Source organism: Rhodococcus sp. BP-316, assembly GCF_019836105.1.
Lineage (GTDB): Bacteria > Actinomycetota > Actinomycetes > Mycobacteriales > Mycobacteriaceae > Rhodococcoides.
Window position 1 is genome coordinate 36,881 of sequence record NZ_JABUEE010000014.1, and the last position, 23,733, is coordinate 60,613.

Here is a 23,733-nt window from a genome sequence, read left to right on the forward strand (position 1 = left end):
CACGGTACGCCAGGAGTGCGTTCGGACACAGCCCCCGACCGGACGCCTCGGCGGATCGGGCCAAGACTGTGCTTGACCCTCACGCAACGGGAGGCAGGACAGTGACCGGTGTGAACGATGCACTGACCGTGGGACAGGTCGCCGCGCTGGCAGACGTCAGCGTGCGCACCCTGCACCACTACGACGCGGTGGGGCTGGTGGTGCCCGGCGGCAGGTCTCCTGCGGGATACCGCACCTACTCCTCGCAGGACGTAGAGCGCCTGTACTCCGTGCTGACCTATCGCGAACTCGGGTTCCCGCTGACCGAGATCAAGGAGATACTCGACGATCCCGCCGCGGACGCGCTCGAGCATCTCCGACGGCAGCGCACCCTGCTCGACCGGCGCATCGCTCACCTGACAGCCATGGCGAACGCCGTGGACACCGTGATCGAGAGGAAGACGATGGGTACGAACCTGACCCCGGCCGAGCAGCGTGAGATCTGGGGCGACGACTGGGCCGGCGAGAAGTACGAGGACGAGGCCCGCGAGCGCTGGGGAACCACCGATGCGTGGGCCCAGAGCACGGAGCGCACCGCCGCGATGTCGGCCGACGACTGGCGTGCGATCAAGGCCGACACCGAACAACTCGAGGCTGATCTCGCTGCAGCGATGCTCCGCGGCGTGGAGCCCGGTTCGGACGAGGCCGACGTCCTCGCGGAACGCCACCGAGCGTCGATCGACCGTTTCTACGACTGCGATCACGCGATGCATGTCTGCGTGGCCGGGATGTACACCGCCGACGAGCGGTTCCGCGCGCACTACGACGGGCGGGCCGCCGGGCTGGCGGAGTGGATCGTCGCCATCGTCGGAGCGAACGCCCGCGAGAACGGGGCCTGACACACGGACGGAGCACGAGGCCGAGAGGCCACGTGCTCCGTCGTCAGTTCTGTCGGGGGCTCTAGACGAGGCCCGCGATCCTGCCCACGACACCGAGGACGATCAGCACCACGACGACGCCGACCGCGACCAGGAACACGATCGCGGGTGTCCGAGTGCGCTGGGGCGGTTCATGATTGGGACCCGCGGCCGACGTGGAGTCCGGCGGCGTGTCACCCGGCACGATGCTGCCACCGGGTTCGAGTCCTGCAGTCTCTGCGGGATCGGGGTTCTGGCCGGACATGGGGTGGTCCTCTCGGGTGGCGTCGCGCGCAGTCTCGTCACCGGTGTGACCGTCGTTGCCGTCGTGACTTGTACTCATGACGTGCGGGTTCCCCCGACCTGCACCGTCCAATCGACCTCGAGGGACCGAACCGCCGACGCACCAACCGCCGCCCCGGCGGGTGTCCCCGACAGCGTGACCCGACGTGCCGCAGGACTGCCGCTAGCCTGTGACGCCATGAGCACCTTCATTGCGACCGCCGATCTCGCCGACACCATCGGGCCGGACATCCGGAGCTGCGACACGCAGTTCCGTCAGCTCGGGGCCGTGCGGGAGTTCTGCGGACCCATCACCACCATTCGCTGCTTTCAGGACAACTTGCTGGTCAAGCAGACATTGTCGGAGCCCGGCAACGGCGGAGTCCTGGTGGTCGACGGCGACGCGAGTGTCCACACCGCCCTCGTCGGCGACATCATCGCCGGGCGCGGTGTGGACAACGGGTGGGCGGGCGTCATCGTCAACGGGGCCGTGCGCGACTCGGCCATCCTGACGACTCTCGCCATCGGGGTGAAGGCGCTGGGAACCAACCCGCGCAAGAGCACGCAGACAGGGTCGGGTGAGAAGAACGTCACAGTCGAGTTCGGCGGAGTCACCTTCATCCCCGGCGAGTTCGTCTACAGCGACGACGACGGTGTCGTCGTCGCGGCGCAACCCCTCCCGCCTCAGGGCTGACCGGTAGCTCAGGCCTGAGCGACGCGGGCGGACACCCCGCCGACGGTGACGGTGTCGCCCGCACGGAGCTGACGTCCTCGGCGCAGTTCGGTCTCACCGTTGACTTCGACGAGACCGTCCGCGATGACGGCCTTCGCCTCGGACCCCGACTCGATGAGGTCGGCCAGCTTGAGGAACTGCCCCAGCCTGATCACCTCGTCGCGGATCTCGACCGTTCGATCGCTGCTGTGATCCCGGCCGTCCTCCGGCCTTCCCGCGTGATCCCGGCCGGCCTCCGGCCTTCCCGCAGTCACAGGAACGTCACCCCCTGGGCGAGCGGCAGCTCCGAGCTGTAGTTGACCGTGTTGGTGGTGCGTCGCATGTAGGACTTCCAGGCGTCACTGCCCGATTCGCGCCCGCCACCGGTCTCCTTCTCGCCGCCGAACGCGCCGCCGATCTCCGCGCCCGACGGGCCGATGTTCACGTTCGCGATGCCGCAGTCCGACCCTGCCGCCGACAGGAAGCGTTCCGCCTCGCGCAGGTCGGTCGTGAAGATCGACGACGACAGCCCCTGCGGTACGTCGTTGTGGAGGGCGATGGCCTCGTCCAGATCGCTGTAGGTCATGACGTACAGAATGGGCGCGAACGTCTCACGGCGCACCACGTCGGTCTGCGCGGGCATCCGCACGATGGCCGGCTGGACGTAGACACCGTCCTCGGCGCCCGCCACTCGCACCCGCTCACCACCCGCGACGACGGTGCCGCCGTCCTTCCGCGCGAGCTCCAACGCGTCGGCGTACCCGTCGTGCGCGGCCTCGTCGATCAGCGGTCCGACCAGCGTCGACGAGTCGAGCGGCGACCCGACGGGCAACGACGAGTACGCGGTACCCAGTCGGTCGACGAGGGTGTCGGCGACGGACTCGTGCACGATGACGCGGCGTAGGGACGTGCACCGTTGACCGGCCGTGCCGGCCGCGGAGAACACCAGGCCGCGGACGGTGAGGTCGAGATCAGCGCTCGGACAGACGATCGCGGCGTTGTTGCCGCCGAGTTCGAGGAGCACGCGGCCGAACCGTGCCGCGACGCGGGGGCCCACCTCGCGGCCCATGCGGGTCGATCCGGTGGCGGAGACCAGGGCGATGCGCGGATCGTCGACGAGGGTCTCACCGACGGCACGGTCACCGACGACGAGTTGCGCCACCGCCGGCGACACCCCGGCACGGCGTGCGGCTTCCTCGAACAGCGCCTGCACGGCCACCGCGGTGACGGGCGTCTTCTCCGACGGCTTCCACACCACCGTGTCGCCGGCGACGAGGGCGAGCACGGTGTTCCACGACCACACCGCGACCGGGAAGTTGAAGGCCGTGATCACGGCGACGATTCCGAGTGGGTGCCACTGCTCCATCATCCGGTGGCCGGGCCGCTCGGTGGCGATGGTGTTGCCGTAGAGCTGGCGGGACAGTCCGACGCCGAAGTCGCAGATGTCGATCATCTCCTGGACCTCGCCGAGGCCCTCGCTGACGATCTTGCCGGCCTCGATGGACACCAGCTCACCGAGTGCGTCCTTGTGTTCGCGGAGCAGTTCACCCAGCTCACGCACCAGACCGCCGCGTACCGGCGCGGGAACGAGAGACCACGACCGGTAGGCGTCCGCGGCTGCGGCGATCACCGAGTCCACGTCGCTCGTGAGCGGCACGTGGCCCAGCACCGCACCGGTGATCGGGCTGGTCGCGGCCAGGCCGGAGTCGTGGTCGAGCGGCGCGGCCCCGACTGCGGCGAGCAGCTCGGACGTACGGGCGGACAGGTCGACGGTCGATGTCATGGATTCATTGTCTCCGATGGTCGTGACAGGATTTATTCCGGCCCAGATGTTGTTTGACAGTATTTTATCGCGTACTTTCGCCTTCATGACGCAGGTACTGCCATCGCGGCCCACCACCCCCGTTCCCGCCGGTGCGCCGGAGTCGGTCCACGACGTGCTGTCGCGCCACATCCTGGCCGACGGCTTCGACATGGTTCTCGACCTCGAGCGGTCGCACGGCTCCACACTCGTCGATGCGCGGACCGGTGCGTCCTATCTCGACATGTTCACGTTCTTCGCCTCGAACGCGCTCGGGATGAACCATCCGTCTCTCGCCCGCGATGACGAGTTCCGGGCGGATCTGCTGACGGCCGCGCTGCACAAGCCGAGCAACTCCGACCTCTACTCCGAGCCGATGGCCCGCTTCGTCGCGACCTTCGCGCGCGTGCTCGGCATCCCCGAACTACCCCACCTCTTCTTCGTCGAGGGCGGTGCGCTCGCCGTCGAGAACGCCCTTAAGGTGGCCTTCGACTGGAAGAGCAGGTTGAACGAGTCCAGCGGTCTCGACCCGGCACTGGGCGGACGGATCCTGCACCTCGAGCACGCCTTCCACGGCCGGTCGGGCTACACCATGTCGCTCACCAACACGGATCCGATCAAGGTCGCGCGTTTCCCGAAGTTCGACTGGCCCCGCATCCCGTCGCCGTACCTGCGCGAGGGCGCGGACATGGACGCTCTCGAGGCGCGCTCACTGGCCGCTGCGCGGGCCGCGTTCGAGTCGTTCCCCGACGACATCGCCGCCGCCATCGTCGAGCCGATCCAGGGCGAGGGCGGCGACCATCACTTCCGACCGTCGTTCCTCCTCGGGCTGCAGGCTCTGTGCCACGAGTTCGACGCATTGTTCGTCGTCGACGAGGTCCAGTCCGGGGCGGGCATCACCGGCACCGCGTGGGCGCACCAGCAGCTGGGCATCGAACCCGACGTCCTCGCCTTCGGCAAGAAGACCCAGGTGTGCGGCATCATGGCGGGCCGCCGCGTGGACATGGTGCGCGACAACGTCTTCGAGGTCGGATCCCGGATCAACTCGACGTGGGGCGGCGGCCTGGCCGACATGGTGCGGGCACGGCGGATCCTCGAGGTGATCGAACGCGACGGTCTCATCGCCCGCGCCGCGGACAGGGGCGCGATCCTCCGCGCCGCTCTCGACGCACTCGCGGTGCGTCACCCGTCGATCTCCGACGTGCGGGGACGCGGCCTGTTCCGGGCGTTCTCACTGCCGGACACCGCGACTCGCGATCGACTGATCACGCGGCTCCTCGTCGACGAGCGGGTGATCATGCTGGGGTGCGGCTCGCGCAGCGTCCGGTTCCGTCCCGCGCTGACCGTGACCGAGGAGGCGCTGGCCGACGCCGTCGCGGCGATCGACCGGGTTCTCAGCTCGTGACCGGATTGTCTGTGTACGCCGAGTGACAGGCACTGCGCCGGGCTCCGCTACCATCCGCCCATGACACTGCGCTACGACGTCGACGGTCACGGTCCCACCCTCGTACTGGTGCACGGAGTCGTTCACCGCCGCCAGGCGTGGGACGCGGTGCTGGACCTGCTCACGCCCTATCGGCGGGTCGTGACCGTGGACCTGCCCGGGCACGGGGAGTCGGAGCCGCTGCACGAGTCCGGTGAGAACGTGCTGCTCACGCTCCAGAACGAGGTCACCGAGTTCGTCCGCGAGATCGAGGAGCCGGACCACCAGGTGCACATCGCCGGCAACTCGCTCGGCGGCTACGTCGCGCTGTGTCTCGCCGCGCAGGGCGAGGTGGCGTCGGCCACCGCGCTGTCCCCCGCCGGCTTCTTCCTCAACCACACCGACCAGGCTCGGACCATGGTGACGTTCCGCGCGATGCGGACCGTCGCGCGCACGTTCGGCAAGGCCACACCGACTGCGCTCAAGATGCGGGCGGTGCGGTACCCCACGCTGCTGCCGTTCTTCGCGCATCCGAGCAGGGTGTCGTACGAGGCCGCCGTCGTCGACGCCTCGTCACTCACCACCAACGCGATGATCGACGCGGGCATCGACGCGCCGTTCGAGTTCCCGCCACTCACCGAACCGCTGGTGCCGGTGACGGTGGCGTGGGGCACGCGAGACCTGATCCTGCCGCACTACCAGGTGCGGGGCGTCCGTCGCCGCTTCCCGCACGCCCGCGTCATCTCGGTCCCCGGGGTCGGCCACGTGCCGATGACGGACAACCCCGAGCTGATCGCGTCGATCCTCCTCGCGGGAAGTCAGGACCGGTCCCCGACCGCAGACCCGTCCTGAGGTTCTAGGCGGTCTCCATCTCGGCGACGATCCGCGCGACGATGTCCGCGGCCGGCGCGGCGGTCACCGAACGCCACCCGGTACCGGCCCACAGGTTGGGCACGTCAGCTCGGCCGGCAGCCGTCGCCGCGGTGCGGATCGGGCCCGTGATCGCGTTGACATCGGGATAGCCGGCCGGTGCGGAGGCCGTGAACTGCGCCGCGAACTCGTTCTCGAGTCCCCGAGCCGGTCGTCCCGAGAACGCACGCGTCACCACGGTGCGCCGGTAGCGGCGGTCCAGCAGTGCGGCGCGGTGCACCGCCGAGGTACCGGCCTCGTCTGAGCACAGGAACGCGGTGCCCATCTGCGCAGCGACGGCGCCGAGTCCGAGAGCGGCCACCACTCCGGACCCGTCCATGATCCCGCCGGCCGCGATCAGGGGCACGTCGACCGACAGTCCGACGGCGAGCAGCAGGGACGGCAGCGACATCGCGTCACCGCCTCGAGGAGACGACGCGTCGTCGGTGAAGACGCCCCGGTGTCCGCCGGCCTCGCTGCCCTGGACGACGAGCATGTCGGCCCCGTCCTCGACGGCCTCGCGGGCCTCGTCGACGGAGGTGACCGTCCCGATCATCAGGGCGCCGATCTCGTGCACGCGGGCGGTGAGCTCGGCGCCGGGTCGACCGAACGTGACCGACACGGCCGCCGGGCGGTGGGCGAGCACCACGTCGATCACCGCGTCGATGTCGTCGGGGCCGGGTGTCGCCGGGCCGGGTTCGACCCCGAACTCGGCGGCGATCGGGGCCAGCGCGGCGCGGTACGACTCCATCTCGTCGGCGACCGCGATGTGCGCTGACGGGAGGAAAAGATTGACGCCGTACGGCGCCGACGTGAGGGACTCGATCTCGGACAGCCGGCCGTCGAGCGCCTCCGGGCCCACCAGCGCACCGGCCAGGAATCCCAGGCCACCGGCATCGCTCACGGCGGCGGTCAGGGCGGGGGTGGACGGGCCTCCGGCCATCGGCGCGCACACGACGGGAAGCCTGGCAGGGAACACAGCGGTCATGCGGCCGATCGTACGTCGAGGGGTGATCTCGCCGACGTACCACGAATACCCGATGTTTCACCGGTTTCGGGCCGACCAAACCGACTACACGTACACTTCACTGGTCACCAGCAGGGACACACGCCGCGTCGGGGGTCGCATCGAGTTCGAAAGGATTCTCCACGCATGCCGCACCCGACCCGTCCGCCGGTCACGCAGCGCGTCCGCGCGTCCCGCGATCGCGCTCGCCCGGGTCGACACAGCGGATCCCGTCGCGTCCGCAACGCGCAACGCAGACCCCTCACCCACCGGCCTCGGGACAGCGCACTCGACGTCGTGCGTCGGTGGCTGACCACGCCGCACGATTTCGACTGGATCTTCGTCCACCACTCCACCCGGTCCATCCACGGCATCATCCGGCTGGTCTTCGCCGGCGCGGTGCTGCTCAACGCGACCGTGTCCATGTTGATGCTCGCCTCGCCCAACGGCCCCTCCGGCACGCCGGCGATCGTCTACGTCTTCCTCGTGCTGGCCCTGCAGATCGCCGCGATGATCTGGGTGCTCACGGGACCGACGCCGGACACGAAGGCGCAGTTCCTCGGGTTCCTGATCTTCGGCGACGTCGGCATCGCGTCGGTGATCCTGCTGGACACCCCGACGTCGGCACTGATCGGCACCTTCCTGTTCGCGATCAACGGCGCTCTCTGCACGTTCTTCCTCAGCCCACGAGTGCTGCTCGCCCATCTCGCGTTCACCAATGCCGTCATCGTCCTCATCGGCACCCTGGCGTACGTCCAGAATCTGTGGGGGCCGTGGGACGCGATCGCCGCGGTGCTGGTGGCCAGCGGCGCGAGCAGTTGGGTGCCGGTCTTCGCGTCCATCGCGTGGTCACTCGTCTCGACGGACGCGAAAGCCTCGGACCTCGATTCGCTGACCGGCGTCAGGAACCGCCGCGGTCTGCAGAACTCGGTCGAGGATCTGTGGGAGACGGCACTCGCGACCACATCGCCCGTGGTGGTCGTGATGATCGACATCGATCGGTTCAAGAGCGTCAATGACCGCTTCGGACACGATCAGGGCGACACCGTGATCGTCCTGGTCGCGACCCGGCTCGCCGAGCTCTTCGACGGCCACGGGGTGCTCGCCCGTACCGGCGGCGAGGAGTTCGTGGCGGTCCTCACCGGTGTGGACGGAGACGTCGAGTCGGTGGTCGCCCGTGTCACCGAGACGGTCCACGATCGACAGGACACCATTCCCGTGACCGCCAGCGTCGGCGTCGCCGTGTTGACTCCCGACTCGTCGCTGTGGAGTTCCGGACCCGGGGCGATCGACCGCGCGACGCGGGGTGCGGACTCGATGATGTACCGAGCCAAGGCCGCCGGCGGGCATCGGCTGCTCTCGACCTTCCTGTGACACCCGCCCTGCATCGGACCCAGACGAGGAAACCCACCCCGTGATCGACATCTTCCACGCACTCGTGGTCATGAACTCGCTGTTCGCCGCGTCGGCGTGGTGCCTGGCGCGGCCGAACGCCTGGTCGATCTCCGCAGTGGTGCTCGCGTCGATCGGCTGGCTGCTCTTCAACGCGCCGCTCGAGGGCCGTGTGCTGGTGGTGTTCTCACTCCAGCACGGATTCACCGAGTCGGACGTGCTGTCCATCGTGGGCATGATCATCGGGGCGGTCGGCGTCGTTCGCGCGAGGCGACGAGCCGACCGCCCCGAGATCAGGCGTCGAGACTGATCAGACGCTGATGCCGAAGTCGCGGGCGATGCCGGCGAGTCCGGAGGCGTAGCCCTGGCCGACGGCGCGGAACTTCCACTCCGCACCGTTGCGGTACAGCTCGCCGAAGACCATGGCGGTCTCCGTGGAGGCATCCTCGGTGAGGTCGTAACGGGCGAGCTCGGTGCCGTTCGACTTGTCGATCACGCGGATGTAGGCGCCGCGGACCTGGCCGAACGACTGCGAGCGCGCGTCGGCCTCGTAGATCGAGACGGGGAACGTGACGATGTCGACGGTGGACGGGACCGCTGCGAGATCGACGTCGATGACCTCGTCGTCGCCGTCGCCCTCACCGGTCTTGTTGTCACCCGTGTGCTGGATCGAGCCGTCCGGAGTCTTCAGATTGTTGAAGAAGACGAAGTACTCGTTGCCGGGCGCCTTCTTGTCCGGGCCGAGCGCGATGGCGCTGGCGTCGAGATCGAAATCCGTTCCGGTCGTCGTGCGCAGATCCCATCCGAGTCCGACGGACACCGCGGTCAGATTCGGTGCGGCCTTCGTGAGAGACACGTTGCCACCCTTGGTCAGGCTGACGCCCATGTGAGAGATCCCTTCTCGTTTCGCCCGATTCATCCGTATTCGGATCGGTGCTGCCCGGCCAACGAACCCGACGTCGTTCCGGTTCCCGGCCCTTCGTGACGACCCGCCGCGCAGCACAGGGCGCGCGGCGGCATCGAACGCTGCATAGTTGTCTGTCACAGCCTGTGTCCTGCGGAGCACGGGCTCGTCCCGTCATCCACGGTCCCGGCAGGAGGCGCTCGATCATGGCCACACAGGCGACCCCGGCGGCATCCGCCGCGGGCACTGCATCACCGTCCCCGTCAGGCCTGTCCGACGCGTCCCGCGTCGCCCGCGCCGATCGCCGGTCGCGCCACAAGGGGCGCCTGCGGCAGGTGCCGCACCACGTCGGCCTCGTGCTCGGTGTCTACGCGACGCTGGTCCTCCTGTGGAGCCTGTCACCCGCGCTCCGAGCCCTCGTCCACGTACCCCGCGAGTGGCTCGACTCGTACGTCATCGACGCTCCCGACACGAGCCTGTCCTACGGCTTCGTGGTCGCGCTGGTCGCCGCGGCGCTGTCGACGCGCAAACGCGTCGCGTGGTGGATCGCTCTTCTCTACACGGCCGGATCCGCGGTGGTGAACGTATCGACCCTGGTGAACGATCCCGGCAGCGTCGGGTCCTGGATCGGCCTCGTCCTGCAGGTCGCGGTGCTCGCACTGCTGCTCGCCTCCCGCACCGAGTTCGACACCAAGGTCCGACGCGGCGCCGGATGGAAGGCACTCGGTGTTCTCGTCACCGGTCTGATCGTCGGCATCCTCGCCGGCTGGGCGCTGCTCGAGGCCTTCCCGGGTTCGCTGCCGCGGAACGAGACCTTCCTGTGGTCACTCAACCGAGTGGCCGGCCTGGCACTGGTGGACAACGAGCAGTTCAGCGGCCGACCACACGGATTCCTCAACTTTCTTCTGGGACTGCTCGCCTTCGTCGCCCTCGCCGCGGCGGTGGTGACACTGTTCCGCTCGCAGCGTGCGAGCAACGCCCTCACCGGCACGGACGAGTCGGCGCTACGCGGACTCATCGCCCGCTCCGGCCACGACGACTCGTTGGCCTACTTCGCCACCCGCCGCGACAAGGCGGTGGTCTTCGCACCGAACGGCAAGGCCGCCATCACCTATCGCGTCGAGGTCGGAGTGTGCCTCGCCAGCGGCGATCCCATCGGCCTCGAGGAGTCCTGGCCTCACGCGATCGAGGCGTGGCTCGAGATGTCGTCTCGGTACGGGTGGGCCCCGGCGGTGATGGGAGCGAGCGAGACCGGTGCCGCCGCGTTCCGGCGGGCGGGACTCGCCGTGCTCGAACTCGGCGACGAGGCGATCCTGCAGACCCGCTCGTTCAGCCTGAACGGACCCGACATGCGCCCGGTGCGCCAGGCGGTCAATCGGGCGCGCGGCAAGGGCGTGACGGTGCGCATCCGACGGCATCGCGACATCCCCGAGGACGAGTGGCCGGGCATCGTCGAGCGTGCCGACCGCTGGCGTGACACCGAGACCGAACGCGGGTTCTCCATGGCACTCGGGCGCCTCGGCGACCCTCTCGACGGCGACTGCCTGCTCGTCGAGGCCGTGCTCGATGCGGACGACCGCGTCGTCGGCACCCTCTCCCTCGTGCCCTGGGGCGCGAGCGGAGCATCGCTCGACCTCATGCGCCGTGATCCCGCCTCACCCAACGGCACCGTCGAGCTCATGGTCTCCGAGCTCGCGTCCCGCTCGGACACCGTGGGCATCACCAAGGTGTCCCTGAACTTCGCCGTCTTCCGCTCCGTGTTCGAGGAGGGCGGCCGCATCGGTGCGGGACCTGTTCTGCGCCTGTGGCGTTCGACGCTCGTGTTCTTCTCGCGATGGTGGCAGCTCGAGGCGCTGTACCGATCGAACCTCAAGTACCAGCCCGAGTGGGTACCGCGGTACCTGTGCTTCGAGGACAACCGCGATCTGCCGAAGGTGGGTACCGCATCGGCCATCGCGGAGGGCTTCCTCACGCTGCCGGGCCTCGGTGCACGCACTCACACCGGCACCCGACAGGCTGTTCCCGCCGCGCTGCTGGCCGACGGCACGCTGCACGCCGACGGGAGCGAGCCCGACGACACACCCGTCGACACGCTGCCCGGCCGGCGACGGCCGGAACAGGTCCGGGTGCGGATGTCCAAGCTGGACAGGCTCTCCGCGGACGGCGTCGACGCCTACCCCGTCGCGCATCCGCCCACCCACACCGTGGACTCCGCGGCGAACGCCCCGGAGGGCACCACCGTGCGCGTGTCCGGTCGCCTGCTGCGCATCCGCGACTACGGCGGCGTCGTCTTCGGCCTCGTGCGCGACTGGAGCGGGGACCTGCAGATCCTCCTCGACAGCGAGCGCATCGATCGAGATCGGTTGCGACGCTTCACGTCCGATTTCGACCTGGGCGACCTGATCTCCTGCACGGGAGTGGTCGGTCGCAGTCGCACCGGAGCGCTCGCGCTGCTGGTGAGCGACTGGCGCATGAACGCGAAATCGCTGCACCCGCTGCCCGACAAGTTCCGCGGGCTCACCGATCCCGAGGCGCGGGTGCGTCAGCGCTACGTCGACATGGAGATCAATCCGCAGGCGCGCGCCCTCATGCGTGCCCGCAGCGCGGTGGTGAAGTCGCTGCGCGACACGTTGGGCGACCGCGGATACATGGAGGTGGAAACGCCGATCCTGCAACAGATTCACGGCGGCGCGAACGCGGCACCCTTCCTCACGCACATCAATGCCTACAACCTCGATCTCTACCTCCGTATCGCGCCGGAGCTGTACCTCAAGCGGCTGTGCGTCGGCGGCATGGAGCGGGTCTTCGAGATCGGTCGCGTGTTCCGCAACGAGGGCGCCGACTTCAAGCACAATCCGGAGTTCACGATCCTCGAGGCCTACGAGGCGCACAGCGACTACGAGCGCGCGATGGTGTTGTGCCGGGAGCTGATCCAGCGCGCCGCCGTGGCCGCGCACGGCCGCGAGGTGATCTACCGGCCGGCCGAGGACGGCACCATGACGGAGATCGACATCTCCGGCGAGTGGCCGGTGAAGACCATGCACGGCGCCGTCGCGGAGAAGATCGGTGCCGACGTCCGGCCCGACACACCGCTCGCGGAGCTGCAGCGTCTATGCGATCTGCACGACGTCCCGTATCAGTCGACCTGGGACGAGGGGGCCGTGGCGCAGGAGATGTACGAGCACCTCGTCGAGGACTTCACCGAGTTCCCGACGTTCTACACCAATTTTCCCACGTCGATGTCCCCGTTGACCCGGCCCCACCGCAGCATCGCGGGCGTCGCCGAGAAGTGGGATCTGGTGGCGTGGGGGGTCGAGTTGGGCACCGCGTACAGCGAGTTGACCGACCCCGTGGACCAACGCGCTCGTCTCACCGCGCAGTCGATGCTCGCCGCGGGCGGTGATCCCGAGGCGATGGAACTGGACGAGGACTTCCTCCAGGCGCTCGAGCACGGCATGCCGCCGACCGGTGGCCTCGGAATGGGTGTCGACCGGGTGGTCATGCTCATCACGGGCGGGTCGATCCGCGAGACCCTCGCGTTCCCGTTGGCCAAGCCGCGGAGCTGAATGTTTCACATGAAACCGAACGGCGAGGTGGTCGTCGACGTACTGGGGACCGCCGTGCACGTGGTGGTCTCCCGTCCCGACGCGGCGGCGGCGCCCGTCCCGGTCGTCGTGCTGTGCGGGGGGCTCGCCTCGACGTGGCACGACTGGATCGACGTGTCCGCGCTGCTGGTGGCGGCCGGCCACACGACGGTGGCCATCGATCGACCAGGCTTCGGCGACAGCGAACCGCTGCCTCCGGACCGGGTGCCGACGGTGCACGAGGAGGCCGATCGCATCCTCGCCGTCCTGGACGCCCTCGCGATGACGGACCCCGTGGTCCTGGTGGGGCACTCGATGGCCGGCTTCTACGTCGAGGGCTTCGCGCGGTCGTACCCCGCGCGCACGGCGGGGCTCGTGCTGCTCGACTCGAGCGTCGAGAAGTCGCCGTCGGCCCTGGTGCCGCCGCGCATCCGCATTCCGGTGACCCGCGTGATCGCCCGCATCGTCTCGGCCGCCGGTCTGCAACGGTTGCTCGCCGATCCGGTGCGCCACGTCCTGACGCAGGCCATTCCCCCGGACGGGTACGCGCCCGACCGAATCGACGATCTCCGCCGCATCTACCGCGATCCCTCCTATCTGGAGGCCGCCGCGATCGAGTACGCGGTGTACGCCGACATGGCCCTCGAATTGAACCGCCTGCGCCGCGCGACGCCCGTTCCGTCCGTCCCCGTCATCGTGGCCGCCGCGCACACGGGACGACGGACCCCGTGGGGAGCGCAGTGGTTGCGGCGCCAGCAGCGTCTGGCCCGCTACCTCGGCGGCCGCTTCGCCGTGGTGTCCCCGTCGCACCACCACGCCATGATCGATCAGCCCCGGCGAGTCGCGGCGCTGGTGAGAACTGTCTCCACCGGCTGAACGCCGCGCGAGCGCACACTGGAGAGATGAATCCTCTGCGCACGGTCCAGACCCGAGTGGGCGAGACCATCTTCGCGCGGGTCGCGGGCGACGAGGGCCCCGCTCGACGCGACCGGATCCACCTGGCCGAGGGGCCGCGTCGGTACGGCCCCGATTCGGCGATCCAGCGCGTCCACGCCGATGCGTCGATGTTCGTCGGCGGAATGCGCGCCCTGCTCCTGCAGTCGTTGCACCCGCTGGCGATGGCTGCCGTGGACGAGCACTCCGGCTACCGCGGCGACCCGTGGGGCCGTCTGCAACGCACCAGCACGTTCCTCGCCGAGACCACGTTCGGCACCATCGAGGACGCGGAGCGCGCCGTGCGGATCGTGCGCGCCGTGCACAAGCGCATCACGGGTGTCGCGCCGGACGGGCGGCCGTACGCCGCGTCGGATCCGCACCTGCTGCGGTGGGTCCACGTCGCGGAGATCGACAGCTTCCTGCGCGCGCACGATCGTTACGGTGCCCGACCTCTCGATGCCGGCGGCCGCGACGCCTACGTCCGGGAGTCGGCCTGGGTCGCTCGCGGGCTCGGCGCCGAGGACGTGCCCGAGACGGTCGACGAGCTGAACGAGATGCTGGCGATGTACCGGCCCGAACTGCGCGGCACTCCCGCAGCACGTCGCACCGCCCGCTTCATCCTGCTCAACCCACCGATCCCGTTGGCAGTACGCCCCGCCTACGGGTTGCTGTCGTCGGTGGCGGTGTCGATGATGCCGCGCTGGACCCGCTTCCCCCTCCGGTTGCCCTACCTTCCGATCACCGAGGCCACCGCCGTGCGCGCGAGCGGCATCGCCGTCACCACCGCCATCCGGTGGGCTCTCGGCGCGGGCCCGACGGCGCAGGACGAGCTGACTCGCACCACGGCGTGACGCAGCGTCCGAACCGTGTGCATCTCAGCGGTCCATCCGACCTGACCGCGACAGACCGGCCAGCGCTGGTGCCGCGGCCCTCATCGACTGCTGGTCGTGGCGTGACAGGACTTCACCGGCGTCACGAACGCGCTCGTGTCTCAGGGTCATGACACTTCTCCTGGTAGCGGGAGAAGTGGCAGCTCGGGGAGCGGCGTGTGAGTGGGGCCGACGGCCTCACTTTCACTTCCAGTGCCGCCAGGCAAGCAGCCGGCGGACAGAGAAGGATTCCGCGACGTTTTCCTCACTCCTCCTCGGGTATGCGCCCGCCACGCAGACCTGAGGAGTGGTGGACGTGAGCATCGTCGAGACAGCGCGCAACGCGGTGAAGGCGGCAGCCGAGACTGCGCTGCAGAACCCCGCAGTGCAGAAGGTGACCGGCCGCGGTGAGACCGAGTCCGCCGGGCCCGTGACCCTGACCATCGCCGTGGACGTTCCCACCGCGCGCGCCTTCTGGACGGACACCCCGCAGTTGTCCCGCGTCCTGGGCGACATCGCCTCGGTGTCGGACGACGGCGGGGACGTGGTCACGTGGACCGTCTCCGACGGGAACGACGTCGCCGTCGCGGTGGAGACCACGCGGTCGGCCGACGACCACGGAGTGCAGTTCACCCGCCGCGACGACAGCGGCGACCTCGCTGTCGTCCGCTTCGCCGAGGCTCCGCTCGACCTCGGGACCGAGGTGACGCTCGAGCTCGATCTCCCCCTCCCCGACGTCGCGACGCGCATCGCGGCCTACAAGATCCTCTACCGCGCTCGGGCACTGCAGCAGACGGGCGAGATCCCGACACTCGTGCCCACTCCGTCCGCCCGACCGAGCGTGAAGTAGGAGACCGACATGCGTGCACTCTGCTGGACCGGCGTGAACACCCTGTCCGTCGAGACCGTGGACGATCCTGTGATCGTCAATCCCCACGACGCCGTTCTGGAGGTGTCGGTGACGACGACGTGCGGGTCCGACCTGCACTTTCTGAGCGGCTACCTCCCCGGCATGCGGGAGGGCGACGTCATCGGCCACGAGTTCATGGGCCGAGTGGTCGAGGTCGGCGCGGAGGTGACGGCCACGAGTGTGGGATCCCGCGTGGTGGTGCCGTCGTTCATCGCGTGCAACAACTGCTGGTACTGCGACCACGAGCAGTACTCGCTGTGCGACACCACCAACCCGAATGCGGATCTGCAGCGACCGATCATGGGTTATCCCACCGGCGGCATCTACGGCTACACGCATCCGTTCGGCGGCTACCAGGGGTCGCACGCGCAGTACATCCGCGTGCCGTTCGCCGATCAGAACTGCTTCGCCGTTCCCGACGGCGTCACCGACGAGCAGGCGCTGTTCGCCTCGGACGCGATTCCCACCGGGTACATGGGTGCGGACTTCTGCTCGATCACCGGCGGGGAGACGATCGCCGTGTGGGGAGCGGGAGGCGTCGGCCTGATGGCGGCGCGCAGTGCACAGCTGATGGGGGCCGGCCGCGTGATCGTCGTCGACCGGATTCCGGAGCGACTGGCCATGGCGCGCGACGAGATCGGTGCCGAGACCGTCGACTACACCGCCTCGGACAGCGTCACCGACGAGATCCGCGAAATGACCGGCGGCCGCGGACCCGACGCGGTGATCGAGGCCGTCGGCATGGAGGGCCACGGCACCGGTGTCGGCCAGATCTACGACAAGGCGAAGCAGGCGCTGCGCCTCGAGAGCGACCGCGCGACGGCGCTGCGGGAGGCGATCCGGACGGTCCGCAAGGGCGGCGTCGTCTCGGTGCTCGGCGTCTACGGTGTCACCGACAAGTTCCCCATGGGTCTGGTCATGAACAAGGGACTCACGCTGCGCTCCGCACAGCAGCACGGACAGCGGTACGTCCCGCGCCTTCTGGACCACCTGCAGTCCGGCGAGCTGGACCCGACATTCCTGATCACGCACGACATGTCGCTCGAGGAATCACCCGCGGGGTACGCGATCTTCAAGGAGAAGGCGGACAACTGCGTCCGGGCGATCTTCCGGCCGTGACCGGTGGCATCATGCGGGAGTGACGCGTGACGTATCTGCCCACCTCGACGTGACCGTCGTCGACCCCAGCAACCTCGAGTTCCAGATCGCGGTCGCCGAACTACCGGGGACGACGGTCACCGAGTCGCTGTCGTTCCGGCTCGACGGCGAGGAGATCACGCCCACGGTGATCCGCGCGGAGACCGGCGGGCGCATCCACCGATTCGATTGTGGGCGTGGTCAACTCGTCGTCGACTACCGCGCCCGCGTGGAGGGCGAGGCGGATCCCGCCCCGGTGGTCGAGCGGGACCTGTCGGTCTACCTGCGGCCGAGCCGCTACAGCGAGTCGGACAAGTTCCTGGGCTTCGCCGAGACCGAGTTCGGGCGCTACACCTCCGACGCCGACGTGCTCGAGCGCGTCTCAGCCTGGGTCGGCCGCCGTCTGCGCTACGTCCCCGGCAGCAGTGACCCCATCGACGGCGCCACCGACACCCTCCTCGCGGGTAGCGGAGTCTGCCGCGACTACACGCATCTCGTCGTCGCGTTGCTGCGGGCGATGACGGTGCCGGCCCGCCTCGTCGCGGTCTACGCGCCCGGCTGCGACCCGATGGACTTCCACGCGGTCGCGGAGGCCTACGTCGACGGCGTCTGGCGCGTCGTCGACGCGACGCGGCTGGCCCCACGGCAGAGCCTCGTGCGCATCGCCACCGGGCGGGACGCGTCCGACACCGCGTTCCTCGACAACCACGACGGGTACATCGTTCTGGACCGCATGCAGGTCATGGCCACGGTGGACGGGATGCTCCCCTACGACGACGTCCACGAACTCGTGTCCATGCGCTGATCGTGATCACCTTCCGGCGGGTCACCGAGGACGACTTCCCGCTGCTCGCGCGCTGGTTGTCTCACCCGCACGTGGCGCGGTGGTGGAACCACGAGGTCACCGCCGAGGCCGTCGCCCGCGACTTCGGAGCGTCCGCCCGCGGCGAGGAGCCGTCCGAGGACGTGCTGGCTCTCGACGACGGAACCCCCGTCGGCCTGCTCCAGCGCGCCCGGTGGCACGACTACCCGGAGTACGTCGACGAGCTGGCGCCGTTCTGGGCGGTGCCCGCGGAGGCCGTCACCATCGACTACCTCATCGGCGAGGCGCACCTCGTCGGGCACGGCCTCGGCACCCGCGTGCTGATCGAGTTCACGGCCGACACGTGGCGGCGGTACCCGAGCGCGACGTGCGTCGTCGTGCCGGTGGCCACAGGCAACGTGGCGTCGTGGCGGGCGCTCGAGAAGGCCGGGTACCGACGTGTCGCCGAGGCCCACCTCACCCCGGACAATCCGATCGACCCCACCGACCACGTGGTGATGGCGATCGACCGCCCGGCTCGATGACGAGGGCCTAGTCTCCTCGGTCATGGAGCATCCCGTGCGATTCCGCGACGACGATCCGTTGTTGGCCACGGTGCGGGAACGAGCCCTGCGCCTGCCGGGCGCCACCGAGAAGGTCTCCCACGGCCGCCCCAACTTCCGCACCACGAAGGTCTTCGCGATCTACGGCGCCACGGTGAAGGGGGATCACCCCTCCACCCGCTGGGATCGGTCGCTGCAGGTCCTGCCCGACACCGACGAGCGAGCGGCGCTGCTGGACAACGAGCGATTCTTCGAGCCCGCATACACCGCGGCGAGCGGCTGGGTGGGACTCGACCTGACGATCGGGACCCCCGACTGGACCGAGGTCGACGAACTGCTCGACATGTCGTTCCGGCGGACGGCGCCGGCACGGCTGGTGGCAGAACTCGGAACGCTCTCGTCACCGTGAGACAGTGGCCGCTGTGCAACTGCTGCTGATCCGCCACGCTCTCCCGCTGCGTTCCGACGCGGATGCCGATCCCGCCCTCGCACCGCTGGGACTCGAGCAGGCCGCGCGCGTGCCCGACGGGCTGCGCGCCCATCGGCTCGCGCGCATCGTCAGCAGTCCACAACTGCGCGCCCGGCAGACCGCGGAACCGCTCGCCGCGGACACCGGACTCCCGGTGGACGTGCTCGACGGTCTGGCCGAGTACGACCGGGACTTCCCGGGTTACCTCCCCATCGAGGAGGCGCGCGAGAAGTTCCCCGCCGAGTTCGAGCGCATCAAGGCCGGGCATCTGCCGAGCGCGGTGGACGCCGACGCCTTCCGCCGACGGGTGTTCGACGACATCGCCTCGGTGGTGCGGGACGCGGAGCCGGAGGACACGGTCGCGGTTTTCGCCCACGGCGGGGTGATCAACGTCCACCTGCAGGATCTGCTCGGCACCGCCATGCCTCTGACCTTCCCGATCGACTACGTCTCGGTCACGCGAATACTGTTCTCGCGCAGCGGCAGACGTACGGTAGCGTCGGTGAACGAGACTCAGCACGTGTGGGATCTGCTCCCCCGGAACCGGGCGCGATCCTCACCGACTTCTTAATCGCGCAGGTCACCGGGCATTACGGGCACGATCGGTGCTCGGCACGGTCCGTCGAGCGCGTCGGCACCGGTTAGCCTGAGCAGTATCATGACTTCTCCCTCAGCACACGGTGCCCCGCGTTCGGGTCTCGTCGCCACGTTGTCGCGGCCCGTGATCGTCGTTCTCGTGATCGCCCTCCCCCTGCTCCTGGCCGGCCTCTACGCGTCGTTCAGCGGGAACGACGTCGTTCCCCTGGCCTCGCAGAGCAGTTCCGAGACCACCACCTCGGCAGACGGTTCCGAGGGCACGGACGGCGGCACCTCCGCCGCGGGAGACCCGCTGGCGAAGACGCGCTCGGCTCTCACCCAGACGCAGTTGCCCCTGAGCCTGCTCAGCGGTGGACTCACTCAGCTGACCGACGCGGCGCCGCAGCTCACCGACGGAGTCACCCAGCTCTCCGACGGCCTCGGGCAGGCGCGCTCCGGGTCCCAGCAGCTCGCGGACGGCAACTCTCAGCTGGCCGGCGGACTCGTGCAGCTGCAGGGCGGAGTGGGCCAGCTCGGTGACGGCGCCGTGCAGATCAGCGGCGGCGTGAACCAGCTGACGACGCCCCTGCTGGCGCTCGGCGAGAAGCAGGCTCAGGTCACCTCGTCCATCGCGGACGTCGCGAACCGCATCGAGGTGCTGAACAACCCGATCACCACCGACGCGGCACGGCAGCTGCGTGAGCTCATCGACACGCTGAACGCGCAGGGCATCGGCCCCGACACCGTCTCCCAGATCAACCAGCTGCGCGACGGCGCCGCCCTGCTCGCGTTCCAGCTCGACGATCCGTCCAGTGAGTTCGTCACCGGCGTGAACACCGCCGTCGACGGCAGCGCGCTGCTCTCCACGGGCGCCGGCCAGCTGAACGACGGCATCATCCAGCTCGACGACGGTGGCAAGCAGCTGAAGGCGGGCACCGACCAGATCACGACCGGCATCGAGCCGATCGGCGGCGTCGTCAGCAGCCTGCAGACCAACGTGAAGACCGCGCAGACCTCGCTGCCCGCGGCCAACGCAGTAGCGGCGACCACGACAACCGACGAGAACGGTCAGACGCAGACCACCCTCGTCGTGCAGGGAAGCACCCCGTCGAACTACTACCTGATCGCGGCACTGGTGGCCGTGGCCGCGGCTGCCGCGGTGAGCCTGATGCGCCTGCTGACGCGTCGGGACCGCGTGGCGCGCATCGCACCCGTCCTCGGGGCCCTCGCGGTCACCGCAGCTGCGGGTATCGCCTACTGGTTCGTCGGCGACGGTCTCAGCTTCGGCTCGCTCCTCGGCGGCATCGTCTTCCTGTTCCTGGGTTCCGCGGCGTTCCTCGCCGCGGCGGGCGCCGTCCAGATGGCGTTCGGCCGTGCCGTCGGCCAGTCGATCAACCTGGTGCTGCTGCTCGTCCAGCTCGTCCTGGCAGGCGGAGCCCTGGTGGGGTCGCCCGACAGCTCCGTCTTCGGCAAGGCCGCGGCCTTCACGCCCGTCGGGTGGCTCGCCGCCGGACTCGAGCGCATCGCGGCGGACGCCATGGACTCGACCGGCTGGCTCGCCGTCCTCGTGATGGTCGCCCTGCTCGCGGTGTCCGGTCTCGTCTACTCGCTCGTCGCCCGGTCCGACCCGGAGGACGACCGCGCGGCCTACCGGGACGAACCGCGCCTCGCCTGACTCAGGCGGGCGTCAACGGATGGATCGCCAGGGCGCCCAGCTTGGCGCCGTGGCGACCCATGACGTCGGCCATGTGCGGTGACGCCATGTGCCCGTCGAGGGCCGCCTGGTCCCGCCACACCTCGACGGTGACGATGGTGTCGGGCGCCGCGTTCGAGGTGTAGACGTCGTACTCCAGGCAGCCGTCCTCCTCGCGCGTGAGAACGGCGAACTGCCGCATCGCCTCCAGCACCTCGTCGAAGCCGTCCGTCACCGGAATGGTGGCCACCACGTGCAGATCACTCATCGTCGTTCTCGTCTCGCTCGTTCGTCATCGGTCCACCCGAACGTACGGCGAGGAGCGGCGGCGGGCGTCGGTTATCGCCCGACTGCCCGCTGACGACTCAGCCCTGGAACCCCTCGTCGTTCTCGAAGGCCGTGACGACGGCCGCCAGATCGTCGGCGCCGTGCCCCGCGACGCTCGCGTCCACGTACGCACTGCGCACGGCCTGCAGCAGGCGGGAGGTGCGCGGATCCACCGCATCGATCATCAGGTCGACGTCCTTGACCACGCCGTCGATCCCGAACGACGGGGTGAAGTCGCGCTCGATCATCGAGCGGCCCTTCATCTGTGTGTACGGCGCGTTGATCGGACCACCGTCGAGCGCCTCGAGGACGAGCGAGGGCTCCAGGCCCAGTTCCGACGCCATCGCGAGGGACTGCGCCGTGGCCGCCGTGAGCGTGGACACCATCGCGTTGCACGCCAGTTTGAGCGCACTCGCCCGGCCGGGTTCCGTCCCCGCGTTCACGATCTTCACCGTCATCGACTCGAGCACCGGGCGCACCGACTCGAGCGCCTCGGCGCGTCCGGAGGCCAGCGCCGTGAGCTTTCCCGACTCCGCCGGCTCCTTGGTCCCCAGCATCGGGCAGTCGAGAAAGGCGACCCCGTGGTGCTGCGCCAGATCGGCCAGCCGTCGGGCGCCGGCCGGACCGACGGTCGCGGACTGGACCCACACGGCGCCGTCCTTCACCGCGGACAGGAAGGTGGTGGCCGTGTCCGCGGTGGCCGACTCGTCGTAGAGCATCGTGACGATCACGTCGGCGTCGGCGACGCAGGCCGCCGGATCGTCCGCGACGGTCGCCCCCTGGTCCTTCAGCGGCGCCGCGCGATCGGCGTTGCGGTTCCACACCGTCACCTCGTGGTCGCCGCGGAGCAGAGACCCCGCCATGCCCGCGCCCATCGTTCCGGTTCCCAGTACTGCCACCCGCATGTTCGTTCCCTCTCACCGGCTGGAGCGGATTCTTTTCCGACCCGCTCCGTGTGTTGCAATGCAGGGTGTTCCCCTCACGGAGCACCACCACACGCACTCTCGAACGGATCACGCATGACCAGCACCGACACGCCCGCCACCGAAAGGGCGGGGCGTCGCGAGTGGTGGGGTCTCGCCGTCCTCGTCGTCCCCATCGTCCTCGTCTCGATGGACATGTCGGTCCTGTACCTCGCCCTGCCCTCGCTGACCGAGGATCTCCAGCCGAGCAGCTCGCAGCAGCTGTGGATCCTCGACATCTACAGCTTCATGCTCGCCGGCCTACTGGTCACGATGGGCTCGCTCGGCGACCGCATCGGCACCCGTCGGCTGCTCATGATCGGGTCGCTCGTCTTCGGCATCGCGTCCGTCGCCGCCGCCTTCTCGCACACCCCGGAGGCCCTCATCGCGTCGCGGGTGCTTCTCGGGATCGGCGGCGCCACCCTCGCGCCGTCGACACTGTCGTTGCTGCGCAAGCTCTTCGTCGACCCCGTGCAGCGCGGTGTCGCCATCGGAATCTGGACGGCCGGATTCGCCGGCGGTGGCTCGTTCGGCCCGGTCATCGCGGGCGCGCTGCTCGAGTACTTCTGGTGGGGCTCGGTGTTCCTCATCAACATCCCGATCATGGTGGTCCTGCTGATCGCCGCGCCGGTGATGCTGCCCGAGGCGAAGAACCCGAACCCCGGCCGCTTCGACCTGCCCGCCGTCGGCGCCTCGATCGTCGCGATGCTCGGTATCGTCTACGCGCTCAAGCACGCCGCGCAGAACGGCCTCGACTGGCAGGTGGCCGCCGCGCTCGCGGTGGGGCTCCTGGTCGGCTGGTGGTTCGTGCGACGTCAACGCGCGAGCACGCACCCCGTCATCGAGTTCGATCTGTTCCGCACCCCGGCGTTCTCCGTCGCGGTGATCGTCATCCTCGTGTCGGTCTTCATCATCACGGGCTTCAATCTGATGCTGTCGCAGTATCTTCAGCTCGTCATGGGGCTCGGCACCCTCGAGGCGGGACTGTGGTCGCTGATCCCGGCGATCGCGACGGCCACCGCCTCACTGACGGCCCCCCTGATCATGAAGCGCCGCCCGCCGGCCGTCATCCTCGTCGGCGCCATCTCCGTCATGTTCGTCGGTGCCGTCGTGATCGGTGCGGTGGCCCTCCCCTCGGACGTCGGGTCGGGCGCCACGCTCGCGATCCTGCTGTGCGGCATGGTGATCGCTGCGTTCGGTGTGGGTACCGGCACGACGTTCGGCTCGGATCGGGTGCTCGCCACCGCGGCACCGGAGAAGGCGGGCGCGGCCGGTGCCGTGTCGGAGACGGGCGCGGAACTCGGTGGGGCACTGGGCATCGCCGTGCTCGGCTCCATCAGCGTGGCCACGTACCGCCTGGTGCTGGGGCCCGCCGACACGTCCGGAGACGGCACGCTCGCCGGCACCCTGGCCGAAGCCGGCCGGATGTCACCCGACGTCGGGCCCGACCTCGCGTCCCGCGCCCGCGAGGCGTACGTGGACGGCATCGTCGCCGCGTCCGGGGCCACGCTCGTCACGCTGCTGATCGCCGGCAGCGCGGCCGCCGTCCTGTTCCGTCGAGCGCGCTGACGCACCGACTC

At 69.4% G+C, this 23,733-nt stretch carries 24 protein-coding genes; 17 read left to right on the plus strand and 7 right to left on the minus strand.

From position 1 onward, the window contains the following. Positions 1-110 precede the first annotated feature (110 nt). On the plus strand, positions 111-878 hold the full coding sequence (locus HQ312_RS21070; RefSeq protein ID WP_222641345.1) for a MerR family transcriptional regulator: 768 nt from the start codon (positions 111-113) through the stop codon (positions 876-878). Positions 879-939: 61 nt separating this feature from the next. Here the strand turns inward: HQ312_RS21070 and HQ312_RS21075 are convergent, their stop codons facing one another. Continuing rightward, positions 940-1,239: a DUF6480 family protein gene (locus tag HQ312_RS21075; RefSeq protein WP_231476342.1), complete on the minus strand. Its 300-nt coding sequence runs from the start codon at positions 1,237-1,239 to the stop codon at positions 940-942. A 138-nt stretch (positions 1,240-1,377) separates the two neighbouring features. Between HQ312_RS21075 and rraA the strand changes: the two genes are divergently transcribed. After that, positions 1,378-1,872 (plus strand): ribonuclease E activity regulator RraA, encoded by a 495-nt coding sequence (gene rraA / locus HQ312_RS21080; protein ID WP_056440786.1) that lies wholly within the window; start codon positions 1,378-1,380, stop codon positions 1,870-1,872. A gap of 8 nt (positions 1,873-1,880) precedes the next feature. Here the strand turns inward: rraA and HQ312_RS21085 are convergent, their stop codons facing one another. After that, on the minus strand, positions 1,881-2,078 hold the full coding sequence (locus HQ312_RS21085) for an RNA-binding S4 domain-containing protein (RefSeq protein ID WP_027505902.1): 198 nt from the start codon (positions 2,076-2,078) through the stop codon (positions 1,881-1,883). Positions 2,079-2,161: 83 nt separating this feature from the next. Then, positions 2,162-3,673, minus strand: coding sequence for an aldehyde dehydrogenase family protein (locus HQ312_RS21090; protein WP_222641353.1), 1,512 nt, complete (start codon positions 3,671-3,673; stop codon positions 2,162-2,164). A gap of 85 nt (positions 3,674-3,758) precedes the next feature. Here HQ312_RS21090 and lat point away from each other — a divergent pair, with 85 nt between their 5' ends. Together lat and HQ312_RS21100 are read left to right on the plus strand one after the other, a co-directional pair. Next, positions 3,759-5,096: an L-lysine 6-transaminase gene (lat, locus tag HQ312_RS21095; protein WP_222641365.1), complete on the plus strand. Its 1,338-nt coding sequence runs from the start codon at positions 3,759-3,761 to the stop codon at positions 5,094-5,096. Positions 5,097-5,156: 60 nt separating this feature from the next. Beyond that, positions 5,157-5,966 carry an alpha/beta fold hydrolase gene (locus HQ312_RS21100; protein ID WP_027505905.1) on the plus strand — a complete coding sequence of 270 codons (810 nt, stop codon included), beginning with the start codon at positions 5,157-5,159 and terminating at the stop codon, positions 5,964-5,966. A 4-nt stretch (positions 5,967-5,970) separates the two neighbouring features. On the opposite strand, the gene HQ312_RS21105 is transcribed toward HQ312_RS21100, so the two are convergent. Beyond that, positions 5,971-7,011 (minus strand): nitronate monooxygenase family protein, encoded by a 1,041-nt coding sequence (locus HQ312_RS21105; RefSeq protein ID WP_222641367.1) that lies wholly within the window; start codon positions 7,009-7,011, stop codon positions 5,971-5,973. Between the two features lie 165 nt (positions 7,012-7,176). On the opposite strand from HQ312_RS21105, the gene HQ312_RS21110 reads away from it, so the two are divergent. Further along, positions 7,177-8,403: a diguanylate cyclase gene (locus tag HQ312_RS21110; protein ID WP_222641369.1), complete on the plus strand. Its 1,227-nt coding sequence runs from the start codon at positions 7,177-7,179 to the stop codon at positions 8,401-8,403. A 40-nt stretch (positions 8,404-8,443) separates the two neighbouring features. Then, entirely contained in the window at positions 8,444-8,731 is a 288-nt protein-coding gene (locus HQ312_RS21115; protein WP_285186306.1) for a hypothetical protein, read from the plus strand. On the opposite strand, the gene HQ312_RS21120 is transcribed toward HQ312_RS21115, so the two are convergent. Continuing rightward, positions 8,732-9,307, minus strand: a complete 576-nt coding sequence (locus HQ312_RS21120; protein ID WP_027505908.1) for a TerD family protein — start codon at positions 9,305-9,307, stop codon at positions 8,732-8,734. Positions 9,308-9,531: 224 nt separating this feature from the next. Here HQ312_RS21120 and lysX point away from each other — a divergent pair, with 224 nt between their 5' ends. The 10 genes from lysX to HQ312_RS21170 all read left to right on the plus strand — a co-directional run bounded on the left by lysX (position 9,532) and on the right by HQ312_RS21170 (position 20,846). Further along, the gene (gene lysX / locus HQ312_RS21125) at positions 9,532-12,891 is read left to right on the plus strand and encodes a bifunctional lysylphosphatidylglycerol synthetase/lysine--tRNA ligase LysX (protein ID WP_222641378.1); all 3,360 of its coding nucleotides are present in this window, start codon (positions 9,532-9,534) and stop codon (positions 12,889-12,891) included. A 9-nt stretch (positions 12,892-12,900) separates the two neighbouring features. Then, a complete protein-coding gene (locus HQ312_RS21130) occupies positions 12,901-13,785 on the plus strand; it encodes an alpha/beta fold hydrolase (protein ID WP_261782531.1) in 885 nt (294 codons plus the stop codon). A gap of 26 nt (positions 13,786-13,811) precedes the next feature. Further along, a complete protein-coding gene (locus HQ312_RS21135; protein WP_222629337.1) occupies positions 13,812-14,696 on the plus strand; it encodes an oxygenase MpaB family protein in 885 nt (294 codons plus the stop codon). A gap of 334 nt (positions 14,697-15,030) precedes the next feature. After that, positions 15,031-15,564, plus strand: a complete 534-nt coding sequence (locus HQ312_RS21140; RefSeq protein ID WP_222641382.1) for a hypothetical protein — start codon at positions 15,031-15,033, stop codon at positions 15,562-15,564. A 9-nt stretch (positions 15,565-15,573) separates the two neighbouring features. Next, complete coding sequence (locus tag HQ312_RS21145) at positions 15,574-16,743, plus strand: zinc-dependent alcohol dehydrogenase (protein WP_222641384.1); 1,170 nt, start codon at positions 15,574-15,576, stop codon at positions 16,741-16,743. 19 nt (positions 16,744-16,762) lie between these two features. After that, a complete protein-coding gene (locus HQ312_RS21150; protein WP_027505913.1) occupies positions 16,763-17,566 on the plus strand; it encodes a transglutaminase family protein in 804 nt (267 codons plus the stop codon). 2 nt (positions 17,567-17,568) lie between these two features. Continuing rightward, positions 17,569-18,108 carry a GNAT family N-acetyltransferase gene (locus HQ312_RS21155; protein WP_222641386.1) on the plus strand — a complete coding sequence of 180 codons (540 nt, stop codon included), beginning with the start codon at positions 17,569-17,571 and terminating at the stop codon, positions 18,106-18,108. A 22-nt stretch (positions 18,109-18,130) separates the two neighbouring features. Continuing rightward, a complete protein-coding gene (locus HQ312_RS21160; RefSeq protein WP_222641388.1) occupies positions 18,131-18,535 on the plus strand; it encodes an MmcQ/YjbR family DNA-binding protein in 405 nt (134 codons plus the stop codon). A gap of 13 nt (positions 18,536-18,548) precedes the next feature. Then, positions 18,549-19,166 carry a histidine phosphatase family protein gene (locus HQ312_RS21165; RefSeq protein ID WP_222641406.1) on the plus strand — a complete coding sequence of 206 codons (618 nt, stop codon included), beginning with the start codon at positions 18,549-18,551 and terminating at the stop codon, positions 19,164-19,166. Positions 19,167-19,253: 87 nt separating this feature from the next. Next, positions 19,254-20,846 (plus strand): phage infection protein, encoded by a 1,593-nt coding sequence (locus HQ312_RS21170; protein WP_222641390.1) that lies wholly within the window; start codon positions 19,254-19,256, stop codon positions 20,844-20,846. A 1-nt stretch (position 20,847) separates the two neighbouring features. On the opposite strand, the gene HQ312_RS21175 is transcribed toward HQ312_RS21170, so the two are convergent. Both HQ312_RS21175 and HQ312_RS21180 read right to left on the minus strand, forming a co-directional pair. Continuing rightward, positions 20,848-21,132, minus strand: coding sequence for a putative quinol monooxygenase (locus HQ312_RS21175; RefSeq protein ID WP_027505918.1), 285 nt, complete (start codon positions 21,130-21,132; stop codon positions 20,848-20,850). 97 nt (positions 21,133-21,229) lie between these two features. After that, positions 21,230-22,096 (minus strand): NAD(P)-dependent oxidoreductase, encoded by an 867-nt coding sequence (locus HQ312_RS21180; RefSeq protein ID WP_222641392.1) that lies wholly within the window; start codon positions 22,094-22,096, stop codon positions 21,230-21,232. Between the two features lie 114 nt (positions 22,097-22,210). Here HQ312_RS21180 and HQ312_RS21185 point away from each other — a divergent pair, with 114 nt between their 5' ends. After that, positions 22,211-23,722: an MFS transporter gene (locus HQ312_RS21185; protein ID WP_027505920.1), complete on the plus strand. Its 1,512-nt coding sequence runs from the start codon at positions 22,211-22,213 to the stop codon at positions 23,720-23,722. Positions 23,723-23,733: the final 11 nt, after the last annotated feature.